This window comes from Halostagnicola sp. A56 (genome assembly GCF_000691505.1).
Classification (GTDB): Archaea; Halobacteriota; Halobacteria; order Halobacteriales; family Natrialbaceae; genus Halostagnicola.
Genome location: NZ_JMIP02000019.1, coordinates 41,859 through 59,092, shown reverse-complemented (window position 1 = coordinate 59,092; position 17,234 = coordinate 41,859). Strand labels below are relative to the sequence as shown.

The 17,234-nt window shown below is 64.1% G+C and carries 15 protein-coding genes and 2 pseudogenes; 12 read left to right on the top strand and 5 right to left on the bottom strand.

Annotation, left to right across the window (positions count from 1 at the left end):
* Positions 1-99: 99 nt before the first annotated feature.
* From lysW to thrC, 8 genes and pseudogenes are all read left to right on the top strand, one after another.
* A complete protein-coding gene (gene lysW / locus EL22_RS10250; protein ID WP_050051415.1) occupies positions 100-264 on the top strand; it encodes a lysine biosynthesis protein LysW in 165 nt (54 codons plus the stop codon).
* Positions 265-266: 2 nt separating this feature from the next.
* A complete protein-coding gene (gene lysX, locus EL22_RS10245; RefSeq protein WP_050051414.1) occupies positions 267-1,145 on the top strand; it encodes a lysine biosynthesis protein LysX in 879 nt (292 codons plus the stop codon).
* The gene (gene argC, locus EL22_RS10240) at positions 1,145-2,221 is read left to right on the top strand and encodes an N-acetyl-gamma-glutamyl-phosphate reductase (protein WP_050051413.1); all 1,077 of its coding nucleotides are present in this window, start codon (positions 1,145-1,147) and stop codon (positions 2,219-2,221) included. The genes lysX and argC overlap by 1 nt, the downstream gene beginning before the upstream one ends.
* Positions 2,222-3,087: pseudogene (locus tag EL22_RS10235) on the top strand (acetylglutamate/acetylaminoadipate kinase).
* Positions 3,084-4,226: an aspartate aminotransferase family protein gene (locus EL22_RS10230; RefSeq protein WP_050051412.1), complete on the top strand. Its 1,143-nt coding sequence runs from the start codon at positions 3,084-3,086 to the stop codon at positions 4,224-4,226. The pseudogene EL22_RS10235 and the gene EL22_RS10230 overlap by 4 nt, the downstream one beginning before the upstream one ends.
* An 8-nt stretch (positions 4,227-4,234) precedes the next feature.
* The gene (locus EL22_RS10225) at positions 4,235-5,344 is read left to right on the top strand and encodes a [LysW]-lysine hydrolase (protein WP_050051411.1); all 1,110 of its coding nucleotides are present in this window, start codon (positions 4,235-4,237) and stop codon (positions 5,342-5,344) included.
* Complete coding sequence (gene argF, locus EL22_RS10220) at positions 5,341-6,264, top strand: ornithine carbamoyltransferase (RefSeq protein ID WP_050051410.1); 924 nt, start codon at positions 5,341-5,343, stop codon at positions 6,262-6,264. The genes EL22_RS10225 and argF overlap by 4 nt, the downstream gene beginning before the upstream one ends.
* 69 nt (positions 6,265-6,333) lie before the next feature.
* Positions 6,334-7,593, top strand: a complete 1,260-nt coding sequence (thrC, locus tag EL22_RS10215; protein ID WP_050051409.1) for a threonine synthase — start codon at positions 6,334-6,336, stop codon at positions 7,591-7,593.
* Positions 7,594-7,843: 250 nt separating this feature from the next.
* On the opposite strand, the gene EL22_RS17195 is transcribed toward thrC, so the two are convergent.
* Positions 7,844-8,122 (bottom strand): hypothetical protein, encoded by a 279-nt coding sequence (locus EL22_RS17195; protein ID WP_156184100.1) that lies wholly within the window; start codon positions 8,120-8,122, stop codon positions 7,844-7,846.
* Between the two features lie 68 nt (positions 8,123-8,190).
* On the opposite strand from EL22_RS17195, the gene EL22_RS10205 reads away from it, so the two are divergent.
* Positions 8,191-9,078, top strand: a complete 888-nt coding sequence (locus EL22_RS10205; RefSeq protein ID WP_050051407.1) for a transcription initiation factor IIB family protein — start codon at positions 8,191-8,193, stop codon at positions 9,076-9,078.
* 46 nt (positions 9,079-9,124) lie between these two features.
* Here the strand turns inward: EL22_RS10205 and EL22_RS10200 are convergent, their stop codons facing one another.
* The 3 genes from EL22_RS10200 to EL22_RS10190 form a co-directional block, all read right to left on the bottom strand.
* Positions 9,125-9,793, bottom strand: coding sequence for an AAA family ATPase (locus tag EL22_RS10200; RefSeq protein ID WP_050051406.1), 669 nt, complete (start codon positions 9,791-9,793; stop codon positions 9,125-9,127).
* A complete protein-coding gene (locus tag EL22_RS10195; protein WP_050051405.1) occupies positions 9,790-10,149 on the bottom strand; it encodes a hypothetical protein in 360 nt (119 codons plus the stop codon). The genes EL22_RS10200 and EL22_RS10195 overlap by 4 nt, the downstream gene beginning before the upstream one ends.
* 78 nt (positions 10,150-10,227) lie before the next feature.
* Positions 10,228-12,330 (bottom strand): minichromosome maintenance protein MCM, encoded by a 2,103-nt coding sequence (locus EL22_RS10190; protein WP_050051404.1) that lies wholly within the window; start codon positions 12,328-12,330, stop codon positions 10,228-10,230.
* Between the two features lie 280 nt (positions 12,331-12,610).
* On the opposite strand from EL22_RS10190, the gene EL22_RS10185 reads away from it, so the two are divergent.
* Positions 12,611-13,672: a TrmB family transcriptional regulator sugar-binding domain-containing protein gene (locus EL22_RS10185; protein ID WP_050051403.1), complete on the top strand. Its 1,062-nt coding sequence runs from the start codon at positions 12,611-12,613 to the stop codon at positions 13,670-13,672.
* A gap of 39 nt (positions 13,673-13,711) precedes the next feature.
* Here EL22_RS10185 and EL22_RS10180 read toward each other — a convergent pair whose 3' ends face one another.
* Positions 13,712-14,440 carry a DUF547 domain-containing protein gene (locus tag EL22_RS10180; RefSeq protein ID WP_050051402.1) on the bottom strand — a complete coding sequence of 243 codons (729 nt, stop codon included), beginning with the start codon at positions 14,438-14,440 and terminating at the stop codon, positions 13,712-13,714.
* Between the two features lie 336 nt (positions 14,441-14,776).
* Between EL22_RS10180 and EL22_RS10175 the strand changes: the two genes are divergently transcribed.
* Entirely contained in the window at positions 14,777-15,820 is a 1,044-nt protein-coding gene (locus EL22_RS10175) for an AI-2E family transporter (protein WP_050051401.1), read from the top strand.
* A gap of 61 nt (positions 15,821-15,881) precedes the next feature.
* Positions 15,882-17,134 (top strand): annotated as a pseudogene (locus tag EL22_RS10170) (tRNA (N(6)-L-threonylcarbamoyladenosine(37)-C(2))-methylthiotransferase).
* The last annotated feature ends 100 nt before the right edge of the window (positions 17,135-17,234 follow it).

Below are 17,234 nucleotides of genomic sequence, written 5' to 3'. Positions count from 1 at the left end.
AAAAAGACACGTAGGCACCGTTAGTGGGGCGTGCAGTATTGTAATTGTGCTGTTAGGTTCGACAGGTTTAAGGGTAATCACCTCCCAGTTGGGAGTACAATGACCGAATGCGTCGAGTGTGGGGCTGACATCGCCCTGCACGACGATCTGGAAGTTGGAGAGATCGTTGACTGTACGACCTGTGGAGCAGAGCTAGAAGTCGTCGACACCGCGCCGCCAGTCCTCGAACGGGCCCCCGAGCTCGAAGAGGACTGGGGTGAGTAACCTTGCAAGTAGGACTCCTCTACTCACGAATCCGCAAGGACGAGAAGCTGCTCCTCTCGGAGCTTCGCGACCGCGACCACGAGGTCGAAAAGATCGACGTCCGCAAGCAGACGTTCGACATCTCGGGAGCGCCCGACTCGTTCGCCGATCTCGACATCGTGATCGATCGCTGTCTCGCGACGAGCCGGAGCCTGTACGCGACGAAGTTCTTCGAGGCGTACGACATTCCGATCATCAACTCGAACGAAACGGCCGACATCTGCGCCGACAAGGTCAAAAACAGCCTCGCGCTCGAGGCCGCGGGCGTGCCGACGCCCGAGACGACCGTCGCGTTCACCAAAGACAGCGCGCTCGAGGCCATCGAGAAGTTCGGCTATCCCTGCGTCCTCAAACCCGTCGTCGGTTCCTGGGGTCGCCTGATGGCCAAAATCGACTCTCGAGACGCCGCGGAAGCGATCCTCGAGCACAAGGCGACGCTCGGCCACTACGAACACAAGGTGTTCTACGTCCAGGAGTTCGTCGAGAAGCCGGGTCGCGACATCCGCGTGCTGGCCATCGACGGCGAACCCGTTGCGGCAATGGCCCGCTCTTCGGATCACTGGCTCACGAACGCCGCCAAAGGTGCCGAGACCGATGTCTTCGAACTCGACGAGGAAGCGAAAGCCCTCGTCGAAGACGCGAGCGACGCCGTCGGCGGCGGACTGCTCGGCGTCGATCTGATGGAAACCGGTGACAGTTACACCGTCCACGAGGTCAACCACACCGTCGAGTTCAAGGCGCTTGATTCGGCCGTCGAGACCGACGTTGCGGGCACCGTCGTCGACTGGATCGAACGGAAAGCCGTCGCGGCGTCCGATGCCGAACTCGAGGTGACCGTCTGATGGCGGTCGACTCGCTGGACGACGGCGGCACGGACACCGAGGCGGTTACCGCCAGTATCATCGGCGGGAGCGGCTTCACGGGTGGGGAACTCCTGCGATTGATCGCCGGCCACCCGACCATCGAACTCGCCGAAGTGACCAGCCGCTCGAAAGCCGGCAAGAGCGTCGGTTCGGTCCATCCGCCGCTTCGCGGGACGGACCTTCGATTTACCGAACCCGACGATCTCGAGTCCGTCGACGTGCTTTTCGCCGCGACGCCCCACGGCGTGTCGATGGGACAGATCGACGAGTTCTTCGACGTTGCAGACACCGTCGTCGATCTCTCGGCTGACTTTCGCCTCGAGAGCGAGGCCCAGTACGACGAGTGGTACGACGGCCACGACGCGCCGGAGTACCTCGAGAAATCGGAGTACGCGCTCCCCGAGATCAACCGCGAGAACCTCGCGGGCGCGGAGCTGATCGCCGGCGGCGGCTGTAACGCCACGGCGACGATTCTCGGGCTGTATCCGTTGTTCGAACACGAGATCCTCGACGGCGACGAACAGATCGTGGTCGACGTGAAAGTCGGCTCCTCCGAAGGCGGAGCCGGCGGCGGCGAAGCCTCGAGCCACCCCGAGCGCTCGGGCGTCGTTCGCCCGTACGCGCCGACGGGGCACCGACACGAGGCCGAGATCGAGCAGTTCCTCGGCACCTCGGTCTCCTTTACCTGCCACGCCGTGGACATGGTCCGGGGCGCGAGCGCGACGAGTCACGTCTTCCCGTCGGGACCGGTCTCGAAGGGCGACCTCTGGCAGGCCTACCGCGGCGAATACGAGGACGAGCCGTTCGTCCGGATGGCCGCCGGCGGCTCGGGTGTCTATCGCTACCCCGAACCGAAGGCGATCGCGGGTACGAACATGGCCGAAGTCGGCTTCGAACTCGATCCGTCGAACAAGCGCGTCGTGGTCTTTTCGGCCATCGACAACATGATGAAGGGATCGGCCGGACAGGCCGTCCACGCGGCGAACATCGCGCTTGGTCTCGAGGAGACCGCCGGACTCGAATTTACGGGATTACACCCCGTGGGGGCACCGTAGATGGTAACCGTCGTCAAGATCGGCGGCGCGCGCGCCGTCGACCCCGAAGGCGCACTCGCTGACGTCGCCTCGCTCGTCGAGGATGGCGAGGACGTGGTCCTCACTCACGGCGGTTCGACAGCCGTCGACGAGACGCTCGAGGAACTCGGCGAGGAGCCGACCTACGTCGAGACGCCCGGCGGCGTCGTCGGCCGATTCACCGACGATCGGACGATGGACGTCTTCAAGATGGTGATGCCCGGCAAACTGAACACGGATCTCGTCGAGGCCCTCCAGAACGAGGGCGTCGACGCAGTCGGGCTTACCGGCACCGACGGAAAGCTGCTCTCAGGCAAGCGCAAGTCCGCGGTCCGCGTCAAAGAAGACGGGAAGAAGAAGATCAAACGCGGCGACCACTCGGGAACGATCGAGTCGGTCAACGCGGAGCTACTCGAGACGCTGCTCTCGAGTTCGTACACGCCTGTCGTCTCCGTTCCGGTACTCGGAGCGGAGAAAGACGGCGGCTACACCGCCGTCAACGCCGACGCGGATCGCGCGGCCGCCGCAGTCGCGGGCGCGCTCGAGGCGAACCTCGTCCTCCTGACCGACGTCTCTGGGATCTACGAGGACCCGGACGACGAGTCGACGAAGATCGACGAGGCGGCGACGCCCGCGGCGTTCGAGGCGGTCAAAGACGCTGCGGAAGGTTCATGACGAAGAAGGTGATGGCGGCCGAGGAATCACTCGAGGGCGGGGCGGCCTCGGTCGTCGTCGCCGACGCGAACGCGGACGAACCGATCACGAGCGCGCTCGACGGCGACGGGACGACCCTGTTGCCCGGAGCGCTCGAGGACGACGAGAAGGCGAAAACGGAGGCCACAGAATGAGCGACCACGATTTCGTATCCGGCGGCAAGCCGATCGGCATCGAGCGCGGCGAGGGACCGTACCTCTACACGGCGGAGGACACGGCGTACATCGACGCGGGTGCGAGTTTCGCGTGTACGCCGCTGGGTCACTCCCATCCGGCGGTCGTCGACGCGGTCCAAGACCAGGTCGGCAAACTGACGTTCGTCGACTCGTCGTACCCCGTCCAGTCGCGCGAGGACGCCTACGCCGCGTTCGTCGCGTCGACGCCGGACGGACTGGATCAGGCCTGGTTCTGTAACTCCGGTACCGAGGCGAACGAGGCAGCACTGAAGTTCGCCCGCTCGGCGACCGGCGAGTCGAAGATCGTCGCCGCGACCCGCTCCTTTCACGGCCGGACGATGGGGGCGCTCGCGGCCACCTGGAAAGACAAGTACAAGAAGCCCTACGAACCCCTGGCCGGCGACGTTGCGTTCGTACCCTACGGTGATAGCGAGGAACTCGCGGCCGCCGTGGACGACGAGACCGCGGCGGTCATCTTAGAACCGATCCAGGGCGAGGGCGGGATCAACGTCCCGCCGGCGGGCTACCTCGAGACCGCCCGCGAACTCACCGATGACGCCGGCGCGGCGCTCGTCTTCGACGAGGTCCAGACCGGCATGGGTCGGACGGGATCGATGTGGGCCTGTCAGAACGCGGGCGTCACGCCCGACATCCTGACGACGGCGAAGGGCCTGGGTAACGGCCTGCCCGTCGGCGCGATCGCGGTCGACGACTGGATCGCCGACGGCGCGGCCTCGCACAACGCCACCTTCAGCGGCGGCCCCGTCGTCACCGCGGCGGTTCACGCGACCGTCTCGACGCTGGTCGAGGAGGAGTGGCCCGCCCACGCCGCCAAGATGGGCGAGTACCTCACGACGGAACTCGAGGCCGCCATCGGCGACGAGGTACGGGAGATCCGCGGTGAGGGCCTGCTCATCGGTATCGAGCTGAAACGTGGCGCGAACCGCGCCGCGCGCAACCTGGCGATGAACGAACAAGTTCTGGCGCTGCCCGCGGGGCGGACCGTCCTGCGCTTGCTGCCGCCGCTGGTGATCGACGAGGACGACGCGGATCAACTCGTGGACGCGCTGACAGCGGTCGTCGCATCCGACTCCTGAGTACACGTATGAACGCGAGCAAACCCGAACCGACCGACGTCACGCCCGAGAACGCGCGGAACCTGCTGATCGATCTCGTCTCGATTCCCTCGCCCAGCGGCGAGGAACGCGAGGCGGCCGAACGCCTCGTCGAGTTCTTCACCGCAAACGGCCGCGAGGCCTGGACCGACGATGTCGGAAACGTTCGCGCGCCGGCCGACGATGCGGTTTTGCTGACCTCACACGTCGACACGGTTCCCGGCGAGATTCCTGTCGACGTTCGTCCGGCCGACGCGGACGACCTCGAGGCCGAGGTCGCAAGCGAGGAGGGCGAGGACGTCCTCTGGGGTCGGGGCAGCGTCGACGCGACCGGCCCGCTCGCCGCGATGGCCGTCGCCGCCGTTCGAACGGGCGTCTCCTTCGTCGGCGTCGTCGGCGAGGAGACCAACTCCCGCGGCGCGCGCCATCTGGTCGTCGACCGCGAGGAACCCGACGCCGTCGTCAACGGCGAGCCAAGCGGCGCGACCGGGATCACCCTCGGCTATCGAGGCTTTCTCGCGGGCACCTACGTCGCGACCAGCGAGTCCGGACACACCTCCCGGCCGGAACCAAACGCGATCCAGCACGCGATCGACTGGTGGACGGCCGTCGAGGACGCCTTCGCGGACGACGAGTACCACCCCGTATTCGAGCGCGTGACGGCCAAACCCGTCGATGTCGACGGCGGCTCGAGCGCGGACGGTCTGTCGGTCGAGACGACGCTCGAGGTACAACTGCGCATCCCGCCGACGCTGACCGCCGATGCCGTTCGCGAGACCGCCGAAGCCGAACTCGAGATCGGTACCGTCTCCTGGGCGGAGCCGATCCCGCCTGTCATGGAGAGCCCGCGGACCGAAGTCGCGCGGGCGTTTCGTGCGGCGATCCGCGACCAAGACGCAGACCCCAGACTGCTACGCAAGACCGGCACCAGCGACATGAACCTCTACGCCGGTACCTGGGACTGTCCGATGGCGACCTACGGCCCCGGCAACTCGGATCTCGATCACGCGCCGAACGAACGCCTGTCGCTGTCGGAGTTCGATCGTTCCGTTTCGGTCCTCGAGTCGGTCGCGGCCGACCTCCGCGGTGATACCCAATGACGACACGACACTTACTGGACATCGACGACCTCTCGGCTCCGGAACTCGAGACGATCCTCGAGCGCGCGGAGCGGTACAAACGAGCACAGCAACAGGGGGAAAACCACGAGGACCTCCCGGGCCAGACGCTCGGAATGATCTTCCAGAAGCCGAGTACGCGGACTCGCGTCTCCTTCGAGACGGGGATGACCCAACTCGGCGGCCACGCCGTGTTCCTCGGCGCGGACGACATTCAACTCGGTCGCGGCGAACCGCTCAAAGACACCGCGCGAACGCTCTCGCGATACGTCGACGCGGTCATGGCTCGCGTCTTTAAACACGAGAACATCGAAGTCCTCGCGGAGTACTCCTCGGTGCCGATCGTCAACGGCCTCACCGACGACGCCCACCCCTGCCAGACGCTCGCCGATCTGCTGACGATCCGCGAGCAACAGGGCGGTTCCTCGAGCGACGCGTTCGACGGCGTCTCGGCAGCCTGGGTCGGCGACGGCAACAACGTCGCCCAGTCGTTCGCGATCGGTGCCGCGCTCGCGGGGATCGATCTGACCGTCGCAACGCCCGCCGGTTACGGGATCGACGACGAGGTCGTCGACCGGGTGGCCGATCTGGGCGGGAAGCTTACGACCACGACCGACCCCGTCGAGGCCGTCGCGGATACCGACGTCGTCTACACCGACGTCTGGATCAGCATGGGCCAGGAGGACGAACGCGACGTTCGCATGGACAACTTCGAGGGCTTTCAGGTCAACGCAGACCTACTCGAGCACGCGCCAGAGGCCTCGGTGATGCACTGTTTGCCCGCCCACCGCGGCGAGGAAATCTCCGACGGCGTCATCGAGAGCGACCGCTCGATCGTCTTCGATCAGGCGGAAAACCGGTTGCACGCACAGAAGGCGCTGCTGAGTTGGCTCCTCGAGTAGGGCGGTCCAGGCGGTATCGTACAGGACGAACCCACTCACTTTTTGCCCATCCCGCTCTTCTCGCCGATAATGAGTCTGAGTCTTGCCGCGGAACAGCCAGAACCTCCCGTCGACGCCGAAGACGGTGCCTGGCTCGAGTGCATCGAGTGCGGTGAAACGTTCGCGCCGTTCGCCGATATTCGCTACACCTGCGACGAGTGCGACGGACTGCTCGAGGTCCGCTACACCGACCTCCCCTCGCTCGATGAGTTCGAGGGCCAGGGCGTCTGGCGGTACGCCGACGCGCTCCCGCTCGAGTCGGGCGTGACGACCCAGGAGGGCGCGACGCCGCTGTACGAGGTACCGCGTCTCCAGGACGATGTCGGCGTCGAGGCCCTGCGAATCAAACACGAGGGAATGAATCCGACCGGCTCGTTCAAAGATCGGGGCATGACCGTCGGCGTCGCGGTCGCGAAGGAACTCGGCGTCGACCGACTCGCCTGCGCCTCGACCGGGAACACGAGCGCCGCGCTCGCGGCCTACGGCTCGCGCGGCGGGATGGAAACGCTCGTTCTGCTCCCCGCCGGGAAAGTCGCAGCCGGCAAGATCGCACAGGCGAGCCTCCACGGCGCGCGGATCCTCGAGGTCGACGGCAACTTCGACTCCTGTCTCGACATCGTCCAGGAGCTGGCCGCCCGCGGCGAGGCCTACCTCCTGAATTCGCTGAACCCGTTCCGACTCGAGGGCCAGAAGACCATTGGCCTCGAGATTCTCGAGGCCTTCCGCGACGATTACGGCGCGTTCCCGGATCGGATCGTACTCCCGGTTGGCAACGCCGGCAACACCTCGGCGCTGTACAAGGCGTTTCGCGAACTGGTCCAGGTCGGAGACCTGCCGCTCGAGGACGTACCAAAGCTCACCGGCGTGCAGGCGGAGGGTGCCGCGCCGATGGTCGAGGCGATCGAGAACGACGCCGACGAGGTTCGACGCTGGGACGACGTCGAGACGCGCGCGACGGCGATCCGGATCGGCAACCCGGTGAACGCGCCGAAGGCGCTGCCCGGCATCCGTGAGACCGACGGCACCGCAGTCGCCGTCTCGGACGACGAGATCACCGACGCACAGCGAGACCTCGCGGCGGAAGGGATCGGTGTCGAACCCGCCTCCGCCGCTTCGGTCGCCGGCCTCCGGAAACTCCGCGCCGAGGGCGTCGTTACCGACGACGAACGCGTCGCCTGTCTCACGACGGGCCACCTGCTCAAAGACCCCGACGCGGCGGCCGCCGCCGGGAGCGAGCCACAACCGGTCCCGAACGACACCGAGGGCGTTCTCGAGCACCTTCGCGAGTGAGGTCGGGAAGATAGTCAAACTGCACTGTCACCTGTCGTTCGTCCGCATGCGCTCTGTCTGACGCGTCTGACGGCCGACTGACTGAACCTTTTGCGGCCAGAAAACCTATATGCGATCGATGTCCGTCGAGTATCGGCCTCCCGAGACCCCCACCCACTGCGTCCAGCGAACCGCCAATGACAGTACCACTCGGCAGAATCGCGCGCCTGCCGAACACACCGAACCAACGCCTCGAACGCGAGACCCCCTCTCAGCCAGGATCGAACGGACGCGTCTCCGCCTTCGGATCGCCGCCCTCGAGCGAGAACTCGAGGCCAAAGAGGCCGAACGACAGAAACTCATCGATCAGTACGAACTCGTCCTCGAAGATCGAGACGCCGGTTCGGCGGACTCGAGGGCTGACGAACGCGGATTCGTCCGTCGACTTCTCGGCTAACCCCCGATTTCGGTCACCGTTTCCCTCCTGCGTTGTGCTCGCCTCGAGCGTCTTTTCATCTCCCGAATCCGAATTATGTGTACTCCGGAACAATGTTGGAACCCCAACCAATTAGTATATTTTAAATACCATTGGTATTAGTATATTATCACGAGAGGCGAATGGACGACGGCAATACAAACCTGAACTGTACAGAATGCGATGGACAACTTCGAACCGCCGGCACCGAGATCGTCTGTGAGGAGTGTGGGCTCGTCACCGACGAGAACGCCATCGATCACGGACCCGAGTGGCGCTCGTTCGAGGACGACGATACCGATCGGCGTCGGACTGGGGCTCCCCTGACTCGCTCTCGACACGATCGGGGCCTGTCAACGGAAATCGGATACGGCTCCGGCTCTGGATCCAGACTGACTGGACGCAAACGCCGCCAACTCGCCCGGATGCGCAGAGAGCACAACCGGGCCCGGATCTCCACGAAGGCAGAGCGAAATCAGGTGTACGGATTCACCGAGATCAAGCGATTGACAACCGAACTGTCGCTCCCAGACTCGACCCGCGAGCAGGCTTGCTCGCTCTTCAAATCCGCTCAGTCCGAGGATCTCCTTCGCGGCCGGTCGCTCGAGGGGTTCGCAGCAGCGGCGGTGTATGCGGTCTGTCGAACGGTATCGATGGCCCGTACGCTCTCGGAAGTCATCGACGTCGCCCGTGCCGACGAGTCCGAACTCAAATCCGCCTACGACGCGCTCAACGAGGAATTGGGGCTCCGAACCGGACCGATCGATCCGACGCAGTATCTCCCCCGATTCGCATCCAAACTCGACCTCGATACGACCATCGAACGGTGCGCTCGTGAGCACGTCGAAACGCTCCTCGAAAACCGCGTGATCGGAGGTCGACACCCGGGCGGCGTCGCAGCAGCGTGTCTGTACGTCGCGGCGAACGATTGCCCCGATTGTAACGGGATTACGCAGGCGTCTGCTGGAGCGGTCGCCGACGTCAACCCGGTCACGATTCGCTCGACGATCCGTCTTCTCGAGGAGTGTTAGTCGCCGATACGGACCTCCTCACGCGGATAGCACATACAACCGGTTGTTACTGCCGCTCGCACCGCGCGATGGTTTCTGCGAGCGTCTCGATTCGCGTCGTCACGACGGCGTCGGGAGCACACTCTCGAACGGGACGCCCCTTCGTACGCGCATCGTGAACTTCATCCGAACTCGGGACGGTGACGACGGACGCGCCGAGCGTGCGTTCGATCGTCCGCTTGCGCTCGGCACTGACGGACGCTCGATTCAGTACGACCGCTCCGATCGGCGTCGCTGCCTCGAGTGCGAATCGTTTCGTTCTGAGCCCATCGGCGATCGCTTCCGCTGTGTCTGTCGTAACGAGGACGACTGCATCCGCGACGTACAGCTGCGTGCCGACGTCGCTCGCGAGCCCCGCAGGACAGTCGATGACGACGCGTCCGAACTCTCGTTCGACGCTCTCGATGACCGTCTCGAACCGTCCTAGATCCGCCGCTCGAGCGCCTGCCAACGATCGTCCGCACGGGAGCAGGTGCGTAGCCCCGACACGTCGGACTCCCTCGAGCGGGTCCGCCCGTCCAGCGAGCACGTCGTGGAGGTCGGGACCCCGTCCGCGGGGAAGATCCGCCATTGCGAGGTCTCCGTCGACGACGAGTGCATCCAGTTCCGCTCCGAGGTTCAACGCGATCGTGGACTTTCCGACGCCACCTTTCCCGCCGGCAACGGCGACGATCATCGTCGACCGTCAACTCCCGCCGGCGGCTCCCATCGCTCGAGACTCGAGCGGATCGTTCGGGTGTTGATTTTCGCCCGATCCGGTGCTCGTTCCGCACCGACGAACCTGAGCGGTTCGTTTATCGTTGCCGCCGGACTCGCGAATCCGATCCCTCGCCGGCTGTCTGGCTCGAGTCGTCCCTGCCAGCGCTCGCCGTCCCACTCGGGAACGACGACGCCGTTTCGCCGCGGTGGCCAGACCGGCTCGAGCGTGCTCTCGAGACGAACCCGCTGTGGAGTCGTCCGATCGTTCGTGAGAATAGCGCTGACGAACGTCACGCCGTTGCAACGTTCGGTACTCGCAGCGATTTGGACCATGCCGCCATTGGCTCCGTTACCGCATTTAAAATCGCGGGCGATTCGTTTACGATACCGCCTCGGCCAACGCGTGGCGGATCACGTCGTCCGGAGATTGTCCGTACTCGGCTCGTAGACCTCGCCTTTCTGTTTGAGCTTGTCGATCTCGTGTTCGGCTTTCGACTGGTCCATCCCGATCTCGTCGGCCCGTTCGAGGACGATATCCATCGGCGCGCCGTCGTCGTACTCCGCTTCGATGTCGCTGATCAGCTGTTTGATGTTCTTGATCCGGTCGCGCTGGGACTTCGTGGTCCCGGCCTCGACAATGTCCGCGTCGAACTCGCCGGTCTCGGGGTCGACGCCGATGTCCTGTAGCGTCGAGCGGACGATCTCGACGACCCGTTCGGCGTCGCCGGCCTCGACGGTATCCGAGAGACGGATCCGCGCGCTCGCTTCCGCGAGGCGAACGAGCGCCTCTAACTTTCGTGCCGTGACGGGAATGGGCGCGTCTTCGTCGGTCCCCTTCAGCCGGAGATCGACGTAGAAATCGCGGATCGTCTCTCTGGCCTCCTCGGTCATCCGTGGGTGACAGTTCTGCTTTGCGTACGCGATGTACTTGCGCAGGAGTTCGGCGTCGATCTCGGGGTCGACCTGATCGGTCATCTCCTCGATCTCGTCGGTCGTTACCTCGAGGGAGGTCATCTCCTCCTGTTGGGTCGTCAACTCCCCGGCGTAGTTCGTCGTCAGGATGTGCTCTGCGAGGTTCCGGTCTTTCTCCTCATCCGGATTGTCCGTGACTGTAAAGATCAGATCGAACCGGGAGATCAGCGCCGGCTCGAGGTCGATCTGTTCGGCGATTGGCTCGTACTGGTCGAAGCGACCGTACTTGGGGTTTGCCGCGCCCAGCAGCGAGCACCGCGATTTGAGCGTCGCGTTGATCCCCGCCTTCGAGACCGAAATCTTCTGCTGCTCGAGAGCCTCGTGCATGGCACTGCGGTCCTCCGAACGCATCTTATCTAACTCGTCGACCGCTGCGATTCCCTGATCGGCGAGAACCAGCGCGCCGGCCTCGAGCGTCCACTGCTGTCCGTCGCCGAAATCGTCGCGGACGGCAGCGGCGGTCAGACCCGCCGAGGACGAACCCTTTCCGGAGGTGTAGACGGATCTTGGTGCAATATTTCTGATATACCCTAGCATCTGAGATTTACCCGTACCGGGATCCCCTATCAGCAGCATGTGCAGGTCGCCGCGGATCCTCGAGCCGTCGGGTAACTGCTTGGTGACGCCCGAAAAGAGTTGGAGCATCATCGCGAGTTTCTCCTGCTCGTAGCCGTAGATTGACGGCGCGATCGAGGCCACCATCTTCTCGTAGATGCCGTCTTCGGTCGAGAGGCGGACGATCTCCTTTTTGTCCTCCTCGGTGATGTCCATGTCCTCGAACTGCTCTTCGTCGATATCGACGGAGATCCCCTCCATGTAGAAATCGAAAATTGGGGACTTTTCCTGCTGGTTGCCCTGTTGCTCGAGGCGAAGGACGCCGACGGCGGAAACGTGATCACCGGGCGTCACCTCTCCCGTGATGTCGTCTTCGACGTGGATGTCGAGCGCTTGGGGCGTCTCGCCGCCGCGTAGGCCTTCGGGGCTTTCCTGAATTCTGAGCTTCTGGGCGTCGACGAACTCGGACTGGTCGAAGTTCACCTGAAACGGTCCCTGCCGTTCACAGCCCTGACACTCGTGTGGTTCCTGAAAGTCGCCGGTGGACTGTGGAATTCGGTTGAGGGTCCCACAGAGCTGACACTCGAAGGCCGCCTCTTCGATTTTCGGGCGGACATCGGTCGCCTTGCGGACGATGCCTCGAACCTGAACGAGTTTGTTCATGTTCTGGGCGCGGATATCCCGAATTTCCGGTGACTCGGTGTCGGGTAAATTTCGTATACGAACGTGTGCCTGGCCGAGGCTGACGTCGATGGGGAGGTCGTACAGCCGAAGCGCTTCCTCCGCGTAGCGCTGGAGTTGCTCGGGCTGGTTGAGATAGTCGTCCGCGAGGTCGGGGTCGTACCGGTAGAGATCTTGCCAGTCGATAAACAGCGAGCGCTGCTCGTTTGGATACTGCTGGGCAAGCTGTTTCACCTCGTTGTCGCAGTAGTTCCGAAAGAACTGCTCGAACGCGTCGACGAGTTCGGAGTTTCCCGCTTGCGCCATTGATCTCTTGTTCGGTCACCATCGCGTATAAATGGTCGCAAACGACAGTGAAATCGCCGGTACGGTCCGCACGAATTAAAGTTTGTTGTAAAATTTATTCTCACTTTTCTCCACGGCGATAGTGGTTCGATAGCCGCGAGTGCGACAGTGGTGGACGGCAACTCCAAGGATACGCATCGACGCAGCAGCATCGAGACGACCTAGACGATCGATGTGGAATCCCCACCGCACAACGAATCTTTTTCAGGCATCGATCCGATCTGTGACGTACTGGTTATACATGGATCAAGACGGGCTCACCGACCTGCTCGAGCGGTTCGGACTCTCCGAGAAGGAGATCGACACGTACCTCGCGATCCTCGAACACGGCGAGTCGAAGGCGAGTACGATCTCGGACGCCGCAGACGTCTCCAAACGGTACGTCTACAGCATCAGCGAAGCGCTCGAGGAACGGGGATTCGTGGAGGTCGACGACCACGCGGTGCCGACGGTCATCAGGCCCGTTCCGCCGGACGAGGTCGTTGATCGCCTCACCGAGAGCGTCGAGGCGATCGAGCCGGGGATCCGCTCGCGGTACACCGCGACCGAGCGGACCGGCGAACAGTTTGAGGTGATCAAATCCCGGCAGACGGTGTTAAAGCGGATCGAGGCGCTGCTCTCGAACGCCGAAACGGAAGTCACCCTCTCCCTGCCGGCCGAAGTACTGCCCCAGGTTCGGTCGACGTTAGAGGAGACCGTCGATCGGGGCGTCCTCGTCTTGCTCTTGCTCGGTGCGACCGAGCGAAACGAACCGGACATCGCGACGCTGACCGGGACGGCGAGTACGGTTCGAACCTGGGACGCGCTGGTTCCGACGATGATGACGGCGGACCAGCGCCACGGGCTGCTCGCGCCGAGTCAGTTGCTGACGAGTTCGACGAGCGAGACGAAGGCGATCGCCCTGCGTCAGGAACAGCTCGTGCCGGTCTTCGTCGGGTCGTTTCTGGCGAACTACTGGCCGACCGCGGACGAGTGCTACGTAACCACACCGGCGACGCTCCCGCAGACCTACGACGGCTTTCGGAACGCGGTGTTTCAGGTCGCGCTCCACGAGGCCGCAAACACCACGCTCCGGGCGACGGTTACGGGGTCGCCCGTCGGCGATCGGTCGCTCCCCGCGGAACTCTCGGGAACCGTCGTCTCCGTCCAGCAGAGTCTCGTCCGGCCGGTTACCTCGACGATTCCCGTCGAGAACTCCTTCGAGATCGACGTCGACGGCGAACGGTACAGAATCGGCGGCAGCGGCGCGTTCCTCGAGGACTTCGAGGCCGAGTCGGTCACCCTCGAGTATCCCGAGGAGTGATCGGTACGCCAGCAGCAGTTTTCAGTAAATCAGGGCGGCCTACTCCCGGTCGTCGTTCGACTTGATATCGACCGACCAGTCCTCGCGATAGGCACTCACGTACTCGAGTCGCGGCGTTCGTTCCGGAAGTACGTCGTACTCCCGCAGGAACTCGTAGACGCCTGCTCGACCGCCGAAGTCGCCGCGATACCAGAGGAAGACGAACGGAACCCGAACGATGTTCGAACTCGCCTCGTGGACGACGGTGTCCTCGAGATACCATTCGGTCGTCAACTCGAGTTCCTGGTCGATGTCCGCCGGCGAAAACACGGTCGAGGGCGGGCCTCGTTCGCGGACCTTACTCAGCGCGAAGTGGATCCGCGGATCGACGGCCTCGAGTCGAAACTCGCGTTCGAACGACGAGGGAAACGGCCGGGGGAGGTAGCCGAACCCCCACGGGTGTTTCGAACCGCGCAACAGGCCGTGCTCGATGTCTGCGAGGCTGAGCCGGACGCCCGCGATCGGGATTCGGTCGCGGGCGTAGAACTTCCAGCGCTCGAGCGAACCGCCATCGAAAACCGACCGATCGTCCGCACACCGCAACCGGAGGTATGCGTTGTAGCAGTTGAGCCAGAAAGCGAGTCGGCGCGCTCGCCCGCGGAGCGCTCGCCGCAGTCGGGATCGGTCGAACGCGGCGAGGCGGCGTTCGAAGTCCCGCGAATCGCCGTCCGTCTTGACCGCGTACAACAGATCGGCCGACAGGGAAAGCGGGTCGAGCTGTGTCGACATTCGAACGCCACTAGGCGTGGAAGTTTCTTGAGGTATGTGATTGGTACCCACGACTGTCGTCTGGACGAACAGGTTCGGCTGGCGAGCGGTCGTCCGGAGTCCGCCACGTGGGTGGCGGTCCGTAGGCCGTCCTGTGAGTGGTCGTCCATAATCCGTCCCGCGAGTGTCCGTACACCTCGTCCCGTAACCGAACAGCCGCGAACGCCCGCGATCGGAGCGCCACGAGACGGAACCCGCGGTACTCGGGTTCGAGACGCGTTCGTTCGTCCGCGTTCCCGATTCTCAGTTGGCCGAAGCTGCTGGCAGCTTTAATTGGGCGTCCGTTGTGAGACCACTGTGAACCGTCGCAAGGGGTACCTCCTCGCGCTGTTGCTCGCCTTCGGTTACCTGTCGCTCCGGCTGCTGCTCCCGTTCGCACAGTACGTTCTCGTCGCGATCTTGATCGCGTACGTCCTCGCACCCCTGCAGCGTCGCCTCGAGCAGCGGGTCTCCGCGCCGGTCGCCGCGTTTTCGCTCGTCGTCCTCGCAGTCGTCGCTTTCTTCCTCCCGTTCCTGTTCGTCGTGGTCGCGATCGCGGAAGACGCGGCCAGAATCGCGGAGAACGTGGACGCGGAGCGGTTTCAGGTCGCGGATATCGAGCGGGTGCTCGAGACGGAGTTCGGCCTCGAAGTCGATATCGCATCGACGGTGGCGGACTCGGGCCAACAACTCGGGACGGTCGCGCTCGAGCAGTCGACGGCCTGGGTGAGCACGATCACCCACGCGTTGATCGGCCTGGGTCTCGCGCTCTTTCTCATCTACTACTTGCTCCGGGACGGCAGTCGGCTCTACAGCTGGATTCGCGAGATGACGCCGCTCCCGGACGACGTGCAGGACGACCTCTATACGGAGCTGAATCAGGTCATGCGGGCCGTCCTCCTCGGACACGTGTTGATCGCGATCGTACAGGGGACCATCGCCGGAGTCGGGCTGTTGGCGACCGGCGTCCCGAACGCCGCACTCTGGACGGTGGTGATGATCGTCCTCGCGCTCGTTCCGCTGGTCGGGGCCTTCCTCGTGTGGGGGCCGGCGGTCGTCTACCTCCTGCTCACTAACGAGCCGCTTTTGGCCGTCGCGCTGTTCGTCTACAGCGCGACGATCGTCGCCGTCTCCGACGATTACCTCCGGCCGATCGTCGTCGACCGCTACGCGGACATCAACCCGGCCGTGATCATCGTCGGCGTCCTCGGCGGTGCCTACGCGTTCGGCATCATGGGGCTTTTCTTCGGCCCGGTCGCGCTGGGGGCGTTTATCGCCGTCGTCCACGTCATCGACGAGAACTACGACCGACTCGAGCGGACCCCCGAACGGCGATCGGACCCGGAGACCACAGAAGAGTGAGGAACCGAACGCCGAATCCGTCGCGCTTTTGGCCGACGAGTGCGGACCCATTCGTACGCGAATGGCCCGGTACCACATCGAGACGTACGGCTGTACGTCGAACCGCGGGGAGAGCCGCGAGATCGAGCGGCGACTCCGCGACGCGGGCCACCATCAGGTCGACGGTCCCGAACAGGCCGACGTCGCGATCCTCAACACCTGTACGGTCGTCGAGAAGACAGAACGCAACATGCTCCGGCGCGCGGAAGAACTCGCCGACGAAACCGCCGACCTCTACGTCACGGGCTGTATGGCCCTCGCGCAGGGCGAGGCGTTCGCAGATGCGGGAATCGACGGCGAAGTGCTCCACTGGGACGAGGTCCCCGACGCGGTCACGAACGGGGAGTGTCCGACGACGACGCCCGACGCGGAGCCGATCCTCGAGGGCGTGATCGGTATTTTGCCGATCGCTCGCGGCTGTATGTCAGATTGCTCGTACTGCATCACCAAGCAGGCGACCGGGAAGATCGACTCCCCGCCAATCGAGGAGAACGTCGAGAAAGCCCGCGCGCTCGTCCACGCCGGCGCGAAGGAGATCCGCATCACCGGCCAGGACACGGGCGTCTACGGCTGGGACACGGGCGAACGGGCGCTACATACGCTGCTCGAGCGAATCTGTGCCATCGACGGCGACTTCCGCGTCCGCGTGGGGATGGCCAACCCGAAGGTGTCCACGGCATCCGCGAGGAACTGGCCGAGGTCTTCGCCGACAACGAGAAGCTCTACAACTTCCTTCACGCCCCGGTACAATCGGGTTCGGACGACGTGCTCGGCGATATGCGCCGCCAGCACCAGGTCGAAGAGTACGTGGAGGTCGTCGAAACGTTCGATTCGGCCCTCGAGTACTGGACGCTCTCGACCGACTTCATCGTCGGCTTCCCGACCGAAACCGAGCGCGACCACGCACAGTCGATGGCGCTGCTTCGCGAGACGCGCCCCGAAAAGCTCAACGTGACGCGTTTTTCGAAGCGGCCGGGGACGGACGCAGCCGAGATGAAGGGCCTCGGCGGCACGATCAAGAAGGAGCGTTCGAAAGCGATGAGCGACCTCAAACTAGATATCGTCGGCGAGGCCTACGAGGAGATGGTCGGCGAAGTCCGGGAGGACGTCCTCGTCGTCGAGGACGGAACCGCCGACTCCGTGAAGTGTCGGGACGGCGCGTACCGACAGATCATCGTCCAGAACGCCGACGACCACGGCATCGAAATCGGCGATTTCGTCGATCTCGAGATCACCGGCCAGAACACGGTCTATGCGTTTGGAGAGCCCCTGTAGCTTCCATTCTCAGTTCGTGAGATTCTGAAACAGCGGCAACTATATCCGGGAAACGCCGAAAGGGGAGGACTCGGAGATCGGACGCCACGTTTTTGCAGAG